The 14,642-nt window shown below is 49.4% G+C and carries 12 protein-coding genes; 7 read left to right on the top strand and 5 right to left on the bottom strand.

Annotation, left to right across the window (positions count from 1 at the left end; translation table 11 throughout):
* The first annotated feature begins 53 nt into the window (after positions 1–53).
* Positions 54–233, top strand: coding sequence for an aspartyl-phosphate phosphatase Spo0E family protein (locus H7F26_RS12365; RefSeq protein ID WP_011197747.1), 180 nt, complete (start codon positions 54–56; stop codon positions 231–233).
* Positions 234–314: 81 nt separating this feature from the next.
* Here H7F26_RS12365 and H7F26_RS12360 read toward each other — a convergent pair whose 3' ends face one another.
* Entirely contained in the window at positions 315–608 is a 294-nt protein-coding gene (locus H7F26_RS12360) for a DUF3784 domain-containing protein (RefSeq protein WP_009328891.1), read from the bottom strand.
* Positions 609–789: 181 nt separating this feature from the next.
* On the opposite strand from H7F26_RS12360, the gene H7F26_RS12355 reads away from it, so the two are divergent.
* The 6 genes from H7F26_RS12355 to H7F26_RS12330 are packed head-to-tail and all read left to right on the top strand — an operon-like array spanning position 790 to position 2,724.
* The gene (locus H7F26_RS12355; protein WP_003180445.1) at positions 790–1,011 is read left to right on the top strand and encodes a spore germination protein; all 222 of its coding nucleotides are present in this window, start codon (positions 790–792) and stop codon (positions 1,009–1,011) included.
* Positions 1,012–1,022: 11 nt separating this feature from the next.
* On the top strand, positions 1,023–1,265 hold the full coding sequence (locus H7F26_RS12350; protein WP_003180443.1) for a spore germination protein GerPB: 243 nt from the start codon (positions 1,023–1,025) through the stop codon (positions 1,263–1,265).
* A 20-nt stretch (positions 1,266–1,285) separates the two neighbouring features.
* The gene (locus H7F26_RS12345; protein ID WP_003180441.1) at positions 1,286–1,891 is read left to right on the top strand and encodes a spore germination protein GerPC; all 606 of its coding nucleotides are present in this window, start codon (positions 1,286–1,288) and stop codon (positions 1,889–1,891) included.
* A complete protein-coding gene (locus H7F26_RS12340) occupies positions 1,888–2,070 on the top strand; it encodes a hypothetical protein (RefSeq protein ID WP_003180439.1) in 183 nt (60 codons plus the stop codon). Before H7F26_RS12345 ends, H7F26_RS12340 begins: the two co-directional genes overlap by 4 nt.
* Positions 2,067–2,450, top strand: coding sequence for a spore germination protein GerPE (locus H7F26_RS12335; protein ID WP_145722070.1), 384 nt, complete (start codon positions 2,067–2,069; stop codon positions 2,448–2,450). The genes H7F26_RS12340 and H7F26_RS12335 overlap by 4 nt, the downstream gene beginning before the upstream one ends.
* Positions 2,451–2,505: 55 nt before the next feature.
* Positions 2,506–2,724, top strand: a complete 219-nt coding sequence (locus H7F26_RS12330) for a spore germination protein (protein WP_016885923.1) — start codon at positions 2,506–2,508, stop codon at positions 2,722–2,724.
* Positions 2,725–2,768: 44 nt separating this feature from the next.
* Here H7F26_RS12330 and sbcC read toward each other — a convergent pair whose 3' ends face one another.
* From sbcC to addB, 4 genes are all read right to left on the bottom strand, one after another.
* Positions 2,769–6,161: an exonuclease subunit SbcC gene (sbcC, locus tag H7F26_RS12325; RefSeq protein ID WP_003180433.1), complete on the bottom strand. Its 3,393-nt coding sequence runs from the start codon at positions 6,159–6,161 to the stop codon at positions 2,769–2,771.
* Positions 6,158–7,339, bottom strand: a complete 1,182-nt coding sequence (gene sbcD / locus H7F26_RS12320) for an exonuclease subunit SbcD (RefSeq protein ID WP_003180431.1) — start codon at positions 7,337–7,339, stop codon at positions 6,158–6,160. Before sbcD ends, sbcC begins: the two co-directional genes overlap by 4 nt.
* 65 nt (positions 7,340–7,404) lie before the next feature.
* Positions 7,405–11,097: a helicase-exonuclease AddAB subunit AddA gene (addA, locus tag H7F26_RS12315; RefSeq protein ID WP_003180429.1), complete on the bottom strand. Its 3,693-nt coding sequence runs from the start codon at positions 11,095–11,097 to the stop codon at positions 7,405–7,407.
* A complete protein-coding gene (addB, locus tag H7F26_RS12310; RefSeq protein ID WP_185855183.1) occupies positions 11,084–14,584 on the bottom strand; it encodes a helicase-exonuclease AddAB subunit AddB in 3,501 nt (1,166 codons plus the stop codon). The genes addA and addB overlap by 14 nt, the downstream gene beginning before the upstream one ends.
* Between the last annotated feature and the right edge of the window lie 58 nt (positions 14,585–14,642).

Genomic DNA, 14,642 nt, shown 5'->3' with positions numbered 1-14,642 from the left:
AATACCTGAAATTACCGACTCAAAATACAAATCGAAAGTTGGAGACTGCCATGATGAACAATAAAATTGAAGCAAAAAGACTGGCCTTATTTGAAGCTGCCGAAAAGTTCGGCATCAACTCCAAAGAGGCCATTCGATGCAGTCAGGAATTGGACAACTTGCTGAATCAAAGAATGCAAAAGGATGATAACTGCGTGCATGCGGAAGAAAGAAAAGGCCGCCACACGTCATGACCTCCGACTGCAAGCTGCGCCTGATGCCGGCCTCCTTCCTCCTCCATTTCATCATCCGTTGATTTCGGGTCGCAGCTTGGGCTATTCGGCCATTGTTTTTTGAACATAAATCATCGTGCAAATACCGTAGGCAAGAATGGCTGAAGGTGTAAAAGACTCTTGATACGGGATGTAAACAACCCCATTTAAAAATAACAAAAATCCGCTGTTCAAAAAGAAATACCCAGCGATTTTCGCCAGCTTATCCTGATCCCTTACCCTTTCCCGGCGAAACCCCCGCAATATCCAGGTTTGCTTTTTTATTCCGACTGCATATGCGGCCGCAAAGAACAGCAGGGCTGCAGCGATTGATATCGGATTCAATTGAAAATACATACGTCTCTCCCCTTATCGCACGTTTTCCTTCTTCATACGTTTTCTCATCTTATTAGTTTCACCAGTATGTGATCTGCACTCACGGAAGAACCTCATTTTTAATCACAAAAGCGCCTAATCAACATAGGATATGGTGTATAGCCCATAAAAAAATGTTTGATCAATTAAAGGGTGTGCCATCATGCCAGCTATTGTCGGAGCTTTTAAAGTAAATGCCGTCGGTACGAGCGGCGTTGTTCATGTCGGAGACTGCATCACGATTTCTCCTTATGCAGAAGTTAAAACATTTGCGGGTGCCGGCAGCTTCAATACCGGAGACGGACTCAGAGTATACAACCAGAACAGCATCACCAACACATATGACAACGATGTAATCGATCAGCCGGTCGCAGGCAACCTGTAGGGAGTGAAGGCATGAACTTTTATATCAATCAAACAATACAAATCAATTATTTAAGAGTTGAAGGAATCAGCAACTCTTCCGTATTGCAGATTGGAAGCGCCGGTTCAATCAAAACACTTGCCAACCTGTACAATACCGGAAGCTACACAGAACCCGCACCTCCGGTAACCGGCGAAGTCTTTGACGACGCTTTTGGAGATGGGACTCAACCGACTCTCGTTCCTCTTCACGCTCCTTCTGTTACAGTACCATAGATATACGGGGGTGTAATCTCATGAAACAAAGCAATCCACAGAACTGGTATGTGTATTTGCAGCAGCAGGCTGCGCAAATCCAGAGGCTCGAAAGTCAGATTGCCGTATTGCATTCGGAGTTGAACCAGCTGAAAGAAAATCCCGGCACCCGGATCGACCGGATCGAATACAAATTTGATCAACTAAAAATTGAACGCTTGGACGGAACGCTAAATATCGGACTCAATCCTGCGGACCCGGATAATGTCGAAAACTTTGAAATCAGCCAACAGCCGCCGGGTATCGGAATGCTTCAGCAGGAGCTTGACAGCCAGCTGATGCAGCAAACGAGACAGCTTGTCGATGCCTATTTAAACGAAGAGACCCCTCGTTTGCTGGAACAGCTGGAAGACCGGTATGACAGTAAACTGGACGATACAAACCGCCACCATATCATCGAAGACATCAGAAAGCAAATCGACAGCCGCATCCGCTATTACGTCAAACATGTGCAGCCTGACGAAAACATCCAGTCCCGCGAGCATGCAGAACGGCTGGCCGATTATGTGAAGCGTGATATCGCGCGGGCAATCGAACACTTTCTCAAATCGATTCCTGACGAAATGAAAGGAAATGAAAACGAATGAATTTTACCGTTGTGAACCGCTGTTTCGATGTAGGCAATATTAATATTACCGCAGTTTCAAGCTCATCTGTTTTTTTAATCGGAGATACAGAATGCATTTCCCTGTCATCAATTTTTGATACACCGCCTGAATCTCTCATTGTCGGGCCGTTTGTCCCGCTGGCGCCGGAATCAAGATGATCAGAACGTCAAAAGTAAAGTTTATGAAAGTTCATTCAGTAGGGATCACCAGCACGCTGCAAATCGGGGATGTCGAAGAGATTATTCCTAAAGTGAAAATTCTCGCTGTTCAGCGCTACCTTTCACTTTTTTTCGGAAATGAAGGCTCATTTAATCAGGAAGATTTCCCTCTCTTTCAGCAGCCGATACCACATTTATTACCGGAAACCGGCTTCTCATCAGCTTTTTTCCATGAGGTTCCCGTCATTCGAGTCAGAGCTGTAAAAATTGCCGGGGTATCTTCTTCTTCAGTTTTTCAGGTTGGTTCGACGCGCCGCATGATTTCCGAGGCGAGAGTCAAACATATCAGAAAGCTTCCTCCTGCAAGGAACTCACAATAACCGCCCGGCCGACATATACTGGTTCAGAGACTTCTATAAAGGATGTCGATCAATCATGCCAGCCATTGTCGGACCCATTAAAATCAATGAAATCTCAGGAGGAGTAGTGAATTTCGGCGATTCTTTTTATCTATCTCCAAAAAGCTCTTCAAAGTCTGCACTCGGTTCTGGTGCTGGTAATACTGGAGATTTCCTTATCGTCAACAATGGTATAAACGCGACAAATTATATAGACCCGGATGTAAGCGACCAGAATGTTGTCGGAAATGCATAAAGCAGCCTCTTCCACTAGAAGAAGGCTGCTTTTTGGTTACCAGGTTAAATCATTTCAAGCGATACAGCTGTGCCTTTGCCGCTCGGTTCAGCCGGATGGACAATCAGCTTCTTCGGCAGCCTGGCCCGAAGTTCCTGAACGTGGCTGATCACACCGACCGACAGATTGTCAGACTGAAGCTTCTCCAATGCGGTCACGACCGTATCCAGCAAATCCTGATCAAGCGTGCCAAACCCTTCGTCCAAAAAGAAGAATTGGAGCGGATACTCTCCGCGAAGCTGGATCTGTGCCGAAAGTGCAAGCGCAAGCGCCAGTGAAGTCAGAAACGTCTCCCCACCTGACAGACTCGTAACAGGGCGCTTGACTCCGCCGTTGGCATCGTCCCTCATCACAAAACCGCCTTCTGAGTCGACTTCAATCGCATACCTCTGTCTTGTCAGTTCGCCGAGTCTTGCAGATGCGTCTCTTGTGACGCTTTCAAGCTGCTCTTCTGCCAAGTATTCAACAAAGCTGTTTCCTTTAAAGACGGCTTGGAGTTTATCAAGACGGTCGATGTATGTCTGCCATTCAGCCAATGATGCTTCAAGTTCCTTAAACCTTTTATGGTTCTCGCGGATGACGGCGAGAGCTTTGCCGGCCGCGCCCCTTTCTTCCAAGGCTTTGCTGAATGCCTCCTCAGCTTTGTCCTTCGTGACGGCGGCTTTTTCCCAACTCTCCTCAGAAACCGATCTCCCATCAAGCTTTTCCGTAATCCGCTTGATATTGGACTCGCACTGTTTTGTCTGATCCCAATGCATTTGAATGTCTTCTTTCAGCCGGGCAAGATCATCGCGGTCTAAAATGCTCGCTTTCACTTCAGAGGCCTTTTCAAACGGTGTACCTCCGGATTTTTCCTGCCAGATGTCCGCCGCTTTCGCAAGCCTTGCTTCCGCTTCACGCAAAGCGAGCTCACACCCTTTTGTCTGTCCTCTTAAACGGCTGACTTCGGATTCGGTCTCTTTGAGCCGTCCGTAAAGCGTCTGTTCCTGCTCATGCAGCTTGGCCAATTGCGTTTTCACGTCTTGAAGCTTTTTGTCGATTGCAGCTGTATCGGGATAGCCCATCAGCTCTTTTTGATAATCGTTTATTTCTTTATTAAGGCTTTCGACAGCATAGCGGAGGTCGAGCTTTTCTTTATCAAGCGCAAACAAGCGCTCGGTGAGCTTCTCTTTTTGCTGTTCATGTTTTGTGAGAAAGCCGACGCTCGTTTCGATACGCTTTTCGAATTCCTCTGCGGCCAGATCTTTTTCTTCAATCGTTTTTTGCCATTTTTCAGCCTGTTCATAAGAGAGGCCGTCGAATTGTTCGCCGAAGCTTTTTCGGCGTTCATTTAACTGGTCATTTAATTCGCCGACGCGGTTTTGAAGCCTGTTACGCTCCTTTTCTTCATGGCTGAGTCGCTCGCTGATTTGGTCGCGTTTCTTGCAGAGCTCTTTATATGTGTGAAGGAGCTTGGACATCCTGCTTTTTGTCTCTGCGAGATCCTGTCTGATTCCTTTCCATTCAAAGCTGATGCGGTTGTACCGTTCGGGAATGGTGCCTTCTTCTATCGATGCAGCGGTTTCAGGCAGTTCATGTTTGCTCTTGACTAAAAACGGGCATTCGCTCACCAGGTGGTCGGATTGCTGTTCGAGTGCCACTTTGGCCGAGAGAAACTCCTGAGCCAGCGCACCGGCTTCAGCGATGATGGCTTCCGTTTTCTCCAGTTCGGAATCCGCCTCTTTAAAGGACAGGCTTTCTATGCCGACGCGGGCGGGCATTTCATGATGTACAGATCCGCAGACCGGACAAGGCTCTCCGTCTTTGAGCTGCTTTGCCAGTTCGATTGCCAGCTGATCACGGTTTGCCTGTTCCCGTTTTGCCGCAATCTCTTCTTTTTTTTGAGATGCCACACGGATGGTCTCAGAGAGCGATCTGTCTGTTTCGCAAACGAGCGCGTACGCTCGTTCGACAGCGGCAAACAATGCCTCGATGCGTTCGGTTTCAGCTTTTACCTTTTGATCCACCGCTTGCTGTTCTTGCTGGAGCTCTTTAATCAGCGTCTCCTGCTGACCAAGCCGTTCCTTTTCTAAAGCGGCATCGTTGTTAAGCTGTTGAATGTGAAAAGCAAGCTGATTGGCATTTCGGCAGTTTTTACGCTCTTCGCTAGATACCTGGACAGATTTCAGCTCCGCTTTCAGCTGATTCTGCTTGGCTGTCCCGCGTTCAAGCAGACTTTTCACCTTGGCCAGCTCGTCTGCCGCATGCTTGATTTCCTCTTCTTTCAAACGCTGTTCGCGCTGCTTCTTCTCGGCCTCGGCCTGTGCGGCTAGCCGCTTGTTTTCAATTTCCTTCAAAGCGGTGAGCTGTTCTTCTTGCTTGAGAAGCTCCGGTTCCTTTTCATTTTTAAGACGCCTGAAATCCTCGTACTCGCGTTCTGTTTTTTTATGAAGCTCTTCATATTGTTCTAATTGTTCCCGCGCTTGTTTTTCTTCCCGGTGTGCGCGTTCGGCATCTTCCCGCGCTGCCAGCAAGGCGTCTGCATAAGGCTTGAGCGTATTTGCCGTTTCGGCGAGGTGCAGGCGGCTTTCTTTTTCCCGAATCTGTTCCTGTTTCTTTAAAAGCTCCGCCTCTTTTTTCAGATAGCTTTCTTTTTCCTGCTGCAGGTTCCAAATCTCCTGATACTCCGCAAAGCGCTGCGCTTCTGCGTCTCGTTCGCGCTTCTTGCTTTGCAAAAGGCTTTCAGCTTCTTCGAGATGCTGTTCCGCCTGTTTCAGCGCCTCTTCCCCCGCATCGCCCAATCCAGCCTGCTCGGCAAGCATCTCATTTTTTCTGGCCTGCGCTGTTTGTGCCTGTTTCTTCAGTTTTTTGACGAGCCTGTCCCCGTATTGTTCGAGGTTGAACAGGCGCTGAAGCATCTGCCGCCGCTCCGCTCCTTTTAAGGAAAGAAATTCGGCGAATTTACCTTGCGGCAGGACGACTGCCCTTGTAAAATCGTCGATCGTCAAGCCCAGCAGCTCTTCGATTTTCCGGTTTACTTCATTCGCTTTATCGGCCAGAACGATTTGTTCCTCTTTCATTTCAATGAAGCGGCAGATCGATGTTTTGACCTTGACGGCATCTGTCCGCTTAAAGACCCGTTCCACTTTATAAGCCGTCTCATGGCCTGTCTGCAGCTTAAACGTAAACGATACGGCAAGCTCATCTTCGGCATGATTCAAAATACCGTGCGTATTATTGGCGGCCCGCTCCACCTTCCCGTACAAAGCGAGAGTCATCGCGTCAAGAATCGACGACTTGCCGCTTCCGGTCGGCCCGAAGATACCGAATACACCGGCATCGCACAGGCGCTCAAAATCGATCACCTGCTCCTGCCTGAAACTGTGCAGCCCCTTAATAGACAGAGAAATCGGCTTCATGTTTCATCACCCTCTTCCTGTTCCGATCCTGCGGCGAGCTCCAGAAACAGTTTGACGGTTTCCTCATCGGGAACCGCTCCACCGGTTTGTCTTTCATAAAACGCTATAAACCGTTCTTCAATCGGAACGTTTCTGGACCGGATCTTCTCTTCATCCGAGGCGGCTTCCTCAAAAACCGGACGAATATGGATGATGCCTTGATGCGCTTTTCTCAAACGGTGAATTTCTTCAATCGACAGCTGGTCTGTCAGATGGATTTCAAGGTCGATCCACGCGTTTTTGTCCCGCTCTTCCTCCAGCCAGCTGTATACTTGGGACATCCCTTTTTCCGCCTTCCATTTAACGAGCGGTTTTCCACTCGTCAAATGGACCTCTTCCCATGATGCCGTTTGACCGGGTGCGGCTTCGACAATGGAGACCGATTTTGCGTATCCCGCTTCAGAAAAGCTGTAGGCAAGCGGTGAACCTGAATATCTGGCAAGCGTGCGGGCCCGTTTGATCGTCTGCGGGCGATGAAGATGCCCGAGCGCCACATAGGCGGCGTTTTCCGGCAGGCTTTCCGCAGCCACCGTATATGCGCCTCCGACTTCGATCGGCCGCTCAGAATCCGTCTGGCTGCCGCCCGCCACATAAATATGGCTTGCCGCAATCTGCACCGCATCCTTTCTCGCCTTGCCGCACATACGCTGAAAGGTCTGCTTGATTTTCTCATCATACTGGTCGCGCAGCAGTTTTTCGTCAAATGTTTCCGACAGCACTTCATTCAGTCTGGACTCGGAAGGATAGGCGAGCGCTGCGACTGACAGGATCTCCCCACTAGAAGCGACTTCTATTTCAACTGGCTCAGTCTTCGGGTACCCGATCAAGTGGATGCCATGGTCTGTCGTTAACGGAGAGGCCGCGGAAAGGCGGTCCGGATTATCATGGTTGCCGGCAATCACGACGACCGGACGGTTTCCTTTGTCAGACAAGGCGGAGAGGCTTTCATAAAAAAGCTGTTCAGCCAGTGCAGGCGGATTCACTGTGTCAAATGCGTCTCCGGCCATGATAACGGCGTCGATCTTTTCATCTTTTACGATCCTTGTGAGCTCTTCAAGAAAGTCCGCCTGTTCTTTCAGGCGGCTTCTCCCTTCAAGCGTTTTTCCTAAATGCCAGTCCGCTGTATGTAAAATTCGCATGTGTGCCTCACCTCTCTTTTCATTAAAGCTCCCCCCGAAATCGTCAGGGGGACGCCGGTTTCATATTAAAATAAGAGCACATGTCCTCCGTCAAAAAAGTACAGTGCACGCCCTTTGAGCGGCATTTTAATCATCGTTTCAACGGCTCGTGCATAAAGCTGAATTTGTGTTTCGTAACGCTTCCTTAAAATCGGTTCGGCCCCTTCGAATCCGTTTCGGTACTTTCCGTGTATCCGGTCGGTTTTGTAATCAAGAAGGTAAAAACCGTCCTCCGTCTCGAATAAACAATCGATAATTCCCTGTATCAATACAGGTTCGTCGGCTGACTCAAGATCAGGATAAACCTCTTTGGCGGACAGCGTCATGTTAAAGGGAACTTCCCGTTCGACGCGGCGGGCGCCGAGAAGCTTTTGTCCGATTTCCGTATCAAAGAATGCGAGAATATCGTCTTCCTCAATCGCTGCCCGCTGGTCTTCTGTTAATAGCTCTTTCTCAACAAGCCTGTCTAGGAGGCGGCTGAGCTCATTCATTTCAAGCGCACGGGTCAGCGGAATATGCTGCATGACGGTGTGCATCGCCGTTCCCCGTTCGGAAGCGGTCAGGCCTTTAACCATCATAAAGGACGGCCGTTTAAACAGGAGAGCATCCTTGGTTGGGCGAATCAGCGAGCGGTCGCCGTACTCATCCTCATACTCCTTCTGCCTTTTCATTTCTGAGACAGACTGTTTTGTTCGGACTTTGGCGGCGTCTTTGTATGGATATGACCATGTCAGCCTTTCTCTGACTTGTTGCTCATACTCAAACGAACCATCGATCGGAAGCCCCATTTGAATTTGGGAGAGCCGGCCGTGTCTTTCTTCACCGGCCTGATCAATATCTTCTGCTTGAAGATCCGCGGCCGACAGCCAGCTGACCTGAAAGCGCGCCGGATGTTCACGGATCTCATCAATCACCAGCGGCGCGCCGGATTCATCCATATCTCTGTGTCTCATCAAAGCAGGTCCGATGAAATCCAGGTAAGATTTCGCCTGAAACCGTTCATAATCCGGAAGCAGCCACTCAGACCCCGCCGCTTGTGTCCGCCAGTCGGCAAGCAGCTTTTCTTTATCCTTCGCCGTCCCGACCAGGTACAGCTTTTCCTTGGCCCGGGTAAGGGCGACATACAAGACGCGCAGCTCCTCTGATAAAAGCTCGCGGCGGAGTTTTTTCTTCATCGCGATAAGCGGCAGCGTCGGATAGCTGATCCGCCACTTCGGATGGATAAACTTCGTTCCAAAACCGAGCTCTTTATCCAGCAGATAAGATTTGTTCAAGTCCATCATATTAAAATTCCGTCCGAGACCGGCGGTAAATACGACAGGAAATTCAAGCCCTTTGCTTGAGTGGATCGTCATCAGCCGAACAACGTCTTCCTGTTCGCTTAGAGCCCTTGCCGTTCCGAGGTCATCGCCCCGCTCCTGCATCCGCTCAATAAATCTTAAAAAGCGGAACAAGCCGCGGAATGATGTCGCTTCATAGGATCTCGCCCTGTCGTAAAGCGCGCGCAAATTGGCCTGCCGCTGTTTTCCGCCCGGCATTCCGCCGACATAATCCAAATACTTCGTATCCCGGTAGATTTCCCAGATCAGCTCTGCTACAGAGTGGTTTTTCGCATAAGCTCTCCACTTCTTGAGCAGACCGTCAAAGCGGCGAAGCTTTTCGCTGAGCCTCTCATCGCCGTCTGCTGCAGCAAGGTACGCTTTCATGGCTTCGTAAAACGGCGCTTTTTTATCTTTGATTCTGATCAAGGAAAGCTCATTCTCATCAAGACCCACAACAGGCGATCTGAGAACGGACGCAAGCGGGATGTCCTGATAGGCATTATCGATGATTTTTAATAAAGACAGTGTGACCGATACTTCTGTCGCCTCAAAATAACCAGTTGAGAGGTTCGCGTATACGGGTATTCCCTGCTGTTTAAACTCGTCCATAATTTGAGGCGCCCAAGGCATCGACCGCAAAAGCACCACGATATCACGGTACTGGATGTTTCGCGACGCTTTCGCTTTGGCATCATATACTTGAAATTTTTCTGTAATCAGCCTGCGGATTTGCCCGGCCATCGCTCTTGCTTCAAGCTGGACCGCCTCAAGCTCTTCAGCCTCTTCACCCGGCGCGCCGCTCGGGGTTTCGATGAGCAGAAGCTCCGTTTTTGTCGCTTCGTTCGGCGGATAAGAGGCGCCGAGCTTCAATTCGGCTTGTTCGTCATACTCGACTTCCCCGACTTTTTCTCCCATGAGCTGTTTGAATAAAAAGTTCGTGCTGTCCAAAATATCTGAACGGCTTCTGAAGTTTTTATTTAAATCGATTTTCTGGCCGGAACCCGAGCCATCGTCTGTAAAGCGTTTATATTTCGAGAGGAACAAAAGCGGCTCAGCCAGGCGGAACCGGTAAATCGACTGCTTGACATCGCCCACCATAAACAGGTTCCCCTCATGCTCCTCTTTGGCGACGAGCTTTAAAATCGCTTCCTGGACCAGGTTCGTATCCTGGTATTCATCAACAAGCACTTCGTGGAACTGATGGCGGTAAAACTTCGCCGCTTCGCTCGGCACGGCCTCGCCCGCCGGATTTTTCACGGATAAAATCGCAAGGCAGTCGTGTTCAAGGTCTGAAAAATCGACGATCGCCTTTTCCTTTTTCGCTTCCGCAAACCGCCTGCCATACTCCAGCACGAGCTGGACAAGCGTCTGAATGACAGGCTTCATTTCCCTCAGGCTCTCAAGGTGCTGCTCCGGAGTTCGCGAAAAATAATCGCTTTTCAGCTTTTCAAGCTGCTTTTTCGCACTGTTGCGGAGGTCTGCCGCCTCATCAACCAATCTGGGATCGTACTCATCACCTTTGCATGGCTTCAATCGTTGAAACGAAACGGTCGGTACAAGCTCATGCAGGGCCGAAAAATCATCCTGCTGCTGAATCAGCCTGTCGATCTGCGCTAAATCATCGAGAAAATTTTCGGCGCGCGGAGCAGGCCCCCCGGGCTGCTTCGTCAAATCAAGCGCGCGCGTCAGCTTTTGCCGCATACCTTCCAGAACGAGTGCGATGTCTTCTTTAATGTAAGAATAAAACGGCAGAGCCTCAACCTTCGTATCCGAAGCCGCGTCATACAGTTCAGCCAATGAGTGAAGCCAGCCCTCCGGATCGGGATGCGAACGGGAAAATTCGTAGACCCGCTTGACAAGATGCTGCAGGTCGAGGTCATGACGGTCTGTCGTATATCTGTCTACAAGTTCAAAAAAGGCAGGATTGCCTTTTTTGTATTCTTCTTCAAACAGTTCATCCAGCACCTCATCGCCGAGCAGCTCGCCTTCCGTCTGATCGGCGATCCGGAAAGCCGGATCGACATCGATCAAATAGTAATATTTGCGGATGACTTGAAGACAGAATGAATGCAATGTTGATATGCTCGCTTTGTTTAATAAAGCAAGCTGTCGGCGCAAATGAAGCGATCCCGGATTTTCGGCAAGCTCTTTTTCGAGCGCTTCGCCGATCCTGTGCTTCATTTCAGCCGCAGATGCATTTGTAAAGGTGACGACAAGCAGCCTGTCGACATCTACGGGATGTTCCTGATCCGTTATTTTCCGAATGATCCGCTCAACCAGCACGGCCGTTTTTCCGGAGCCGGCCGCTGCCGCAACTAAAATGTCCCGGCCGGATGAGACAATCGCCTTCCATTGGTCATCAGTCCAATTGCTGCCCTTCGGTTTAGAAATCTCCATCTGTCTCATCCTCCTTTTTCAGCCGCTCCAAAATCACGTTGTCTTTTTCGGGTTTTAATATCCGGTATTCGTTTTCCTCAAGCGATTCGTCAAACTGGCAGAATGACCGGTACGAACAATATGTGCACGGTGTCCGGTCTTTTAGCTTGTAAGGCTCGATCGACACTTTACCGTCTGTGATCTCCTCGCCGGCCTTCTGAAATGTCCGGCGGATATGGCGCCTTAATACATGAAAATCCTCTTCTGCAATAACGTCAGAATCCGAACGGAGCGAGCCGTCTTTTTTCAAGCCTGCGCTGATCATGTTCGACCTGCCTTGTTCCAGCGTGGTATCCATCAGCTTGACCGCTTCCTGGTCTCCCAAGAGCAGCCCTTTCATCTTGAACTTTTTGAAAATCTCTTTTTCTATTTCATCAAGGCCGAGCGGCACCGAAGCCTGGATCATCGGATCGTGCACATGAAAATAAAGCACGCCTGCAGGGGATGCCTTCATGCCGAGCCAATCGGTTGAATGTGTGATCGACAAATCGAGATATGTCAGCATTTGCAGGGCGAGGCCGTAATACACCTCGGCCAAATCGAGGCCTTTATCGCTTGATTTATAGTCGACAATCCTAAGCAGCAGCCCTTTTGAGCTCTCCGCTTTATCCACTCTGTCGATCCGGCCGACAAGCTCCATTGTGCAGCCGTTCTTCAAGGTAAAACGCATTGGAGGAAGCGGACCTTTCCCCCCGAATCCGAGCTCGATGCCGACGGGGGCAAACCCGCTTGCTTTTGCATGCTCGCTTAAAATGCCCGATACCCTGGCAATGATTTTTTGCAGCTTCTGCTTCACGTAATGATGACGGTTCGAACTGAGCAAAATCTCTTTTTGCAGCTTTGGCGCGAGCCGTTCAACTGCATCGCTTGACAAAGTCTCGCATTGGGCTTTCGTTAAGTCGCGCCAATCCAGTTTAAGCTCGTGAAGCCGATCTGAAATCAGCTTCAGCGCCGAGTGGAACATCTGACCGATATCCGGAGCTTCAAGCTTGAAAAATTGACGTTCCTTCAGCTTTAAACCGTGCGAAGCAAAATGGGAAAACGGACAGGCTTTGAACGTCTCCATCCGCGACACGCTTCCCTGAATGTGCTCCCCATATAAATCGCGGCTCACATGCCGGTTCAAGTTTTCGACCTTGTTTCTGAAAAACAGGCTGGACAGGATATTTTGAGAAAAGATGCGGTCAGGCTCATTCATTAAAAAGTTGTATGTACTCCACCATACATCGCTGATCGCATACTGCCTCGTCCAAATGCCGAGCTGCCCTGCCAAATGGCTCAAGGCGGCGCCTTTATTCACGAGAAATTCAAGCTGGGCTTCGTCGTCCAGCTGCTCGGGTTCATGAATCAGCATCTTCTCTTCGCCGTCCGGGAACAGCTCATTCAGCCGTTTCACTACTGTTGAAGGAAGCAGCGTCTTCCCTTCCGAATCTGCGATCGGATAGGAGACATAGAGCTTTTCAGACGGGCTGGAAAGCGTCATGTAGATCAGAAAATTCTCATCCAAGAGCTGCTCTCGACCCGTCGCAGCCAGCTGTGCGCCGTTTCGTTTCAGCCACTCCCGGTCATCGTCTGAAAGCACGCCGTCGTCCGCAGGCCTCGCCGGAAGTATACCGTCGTTTACACCGATGAGAAATGTGCATTTCGTGCCGTACATCCTTGAAAGGTCCATATTGCCGATAAACACTTGATCAAGAGCGGGCGGAATCAGCGCGAATTTCAAAGACTCCAAGCCGGTTTCAATCATTTGCTGAAATAAAGCAAACGATATCCGCTCTGTGCCCATCATTTCAACAAACTCGTCCAACAGTTGAATAACGGCATCCCATACTTGCTCATGCTGGCGCGACTCTGCAATCCTACCGCTTTCTTCGGCCAGCCGCCTTTCCTGTTCAAGCTTCATCGGAACATCGGCTTCTTCAAGATAAAGGTAAACGGCTTCGGCCATTTCCCTGACGGTTTCAGCTTTTTTCAAGCGCTTCTGCAGCCTGTGGATCGGTGGAACGATCCAGCCCTTTAGTTCATTGAGCATATTTTCCGTTTCAATCTCTTTGTCTGTCTTGGCAAAATCCTCATCCAGTGAAGCGTACCTTCTGTAAACAAACGGATCTTTGCTTGTCCATCTGTCTCCTTTAATGCCATACGCAATACAGTAGTTTTCAAGCTGGTCAATCTGTTCGCGCAGCCGTTCCTTCGGCTGTCCTTCCGGGAATAAAAGTTCCGTTTTGACACAGCGGAACACCGCTTCATACCGCCAGTTTCCTTTAATGATATCAAGCGTCGAACGGATCAGCTCAATGAGCGGATGATTTTGCATCGATTCCTTGCCGTCTATGAAAAAAGGAAGTTCGCAGTCTTTAAAAACTTCTTTTATCGTATCTTTATAATCTTCAACATTGCGGGCGATGACAGCAATATCCCTAAGCCGGAACCGGCCCTGGCGGATTAAAGAATGAATCTCGCGCGCAATTCCTTCAATCTCGGTTCTTCTGTTCGACGCCTGCATGATGCGGAGCGATTCCGTCTGTCCGGGATACGGTTTTGCAGGACGTTCATCAAAATAGCGTTCAAGATGCTGAAGCTCCGGATGATGCCGGTGCCGTTTCGTTTCTTCCAGCCGCACTTCAGACGGATCAAGGCCGAGTTCCTTCGCCTTTTGGTAAAGGTCATAGTACGCCTTCCCGGTCATCCTGAACAGATGGAGATCATTCGGGCTGTTTGCCGTAAACGGCTTATCCGCCGTCAGCGAAAACGTGATCTCTTCGGCATGTACCATCAGCTGTTCCAGCACGTTCATCTCCTGTGGCGTAAATTGGTGAAATCCGTCCACGTAAACGGCAGCGTTTCTAATCTCATCCGCATACGGAATCTGCTCGGCCAAAAGCGTCAAATAATCCTCAGATTGAACATATTGATTCTCCAGATTTTCCTCAAGCTTGCTGTATAAAATATATAAGTCGTGCAATTTATCGGAAAGGATCCGTTCATCTTCGTATTCCGATTTGCCCGTCCCCTCTATCATGTCCCGGATGCTTTCAGGCTGCAGACAATGCCGTTTAAATTCGGTCAGCATCCGTTCCACCTGCTCCGTAAATCCGCTTTTATCGCTTGCGTTTTGATAGACTTTAAACTCGCCCTTATGCTCTTCAATCAGTCTCCGCAGCAGCATCTGAATGCCCGTCCCCGTCAAAAACGGCCGATTCATGCCTCCGGTATGCTGGAGCACTCGCCAGGCAAGCCTTGAAAAACTGTACACTTGGGCGCGGATAGTTCCGCCCAAATCGGGTGTTTTGCTAAGCTCGTATTCCATTAAAAACGTCATTTGATCCGGGACTAGAAAAATGATCGGTTTTCCGAGCGGTTCATCGCGAAGTTTTTCTCTGATTTCATTCAGGATAAAGGTCGTTTTCCCACTCCCGGATCTGCCTGATAAAAATACTGCTCCCACTAAGCTCGTCTCCTTTCTGTTTCTTACTCTTTATTCTATCGAAACATCTGCAAAATAA

Origin of the sequence: Bacillus sp. PAMC28748 (genome assembly GCF_014250415.1) — a bacterium.
In the GTDB taxonomy this organism is placed as follows: Bacteria; Bacillota; Bacilli; order Bacillales; family Bacillaceae; genus Bacillus; species Bacillus licheniformis.
This window is presented reverse-complemented; position numbering and strand designations above follow the sequence as displayed.

Bases quoted from the DNA above. Each gene is read 5' to 3' on its own strand.
- H7F26_RS12365 (WP_011197747.1), top strand. From the start codon at position 54: ATGAACAATAAAATTGAAGCAAAAAGACTGGCCTTATTTGAAGCTGCC.
- H7F26_RS12360 (WP_009328891.1), bottom strand. From the start codon at position 608: ATGTATTTTCAATTGAATCCGATATCAATCGCTGCAGCCCTGCTGTTC.
- H7F26_RS12355 (WP_003180445.1), top strand. From the start codon at position 790: ATGCCAGCTATTGTCGGAGCTTTTAAAGTAAATGCCGTCGGTACGAGC.
- H7F26_RS12350 (WP_003180443.1), top strand. From the start codon at position 1,023: ATGAACTTTTATATCAATCAAACAATACAAATCAATTATTTAAGAGTT.
- H7F26_RS12345 (WP_003180441.1), top strand. From the start codon at position 1,286: ATGAAACAAAGCAATCCACAGAACTGGTATGTGTATTTGCAGCAGCAG.
- H7F26_RS12340 (WP_003180439.1), top strand. From the start codon at position 1,888: ATGAATTTTACCGTTGTGAACCGCTGTTTCGATGTAGGCAATATTAAT.
- H7F26_RS12335 (WP_145722070.1), top strand. From the start codon at position 2,067: ATGATCAGAACGTCAAAAGTAAAGTTTATGAAAGTTCATTCAGTAGGG.
- H7F26_RS12330 (WP_016885923.1), top strand. From the start codon at position 2,506: ATGCCAGCCATTGTCGGACCCATTAAAATCAATGAAATCTCAGGAGGA.
- sbcC (WP_003180433.1), bottom strand. From the start codon at position 6,161: ATGAAGCCGATTTCTCTGTCTATTAAGGGGCTGCACAGTTTCAGGCAG.
- sbcD (WP_003180431.1), bottom strand. From the start codon at position 7,339: ATGCGAATTTTACATACAGCGGACTGGCATTTAGGAAAAACGCTTGAA.
- addA (WP_003180429.1), bottom strand. From the start codon at position 11,097: ATGGAGATTTCTAAACCGAAGGGCAGCAATTGGACTGATGACCAATGG.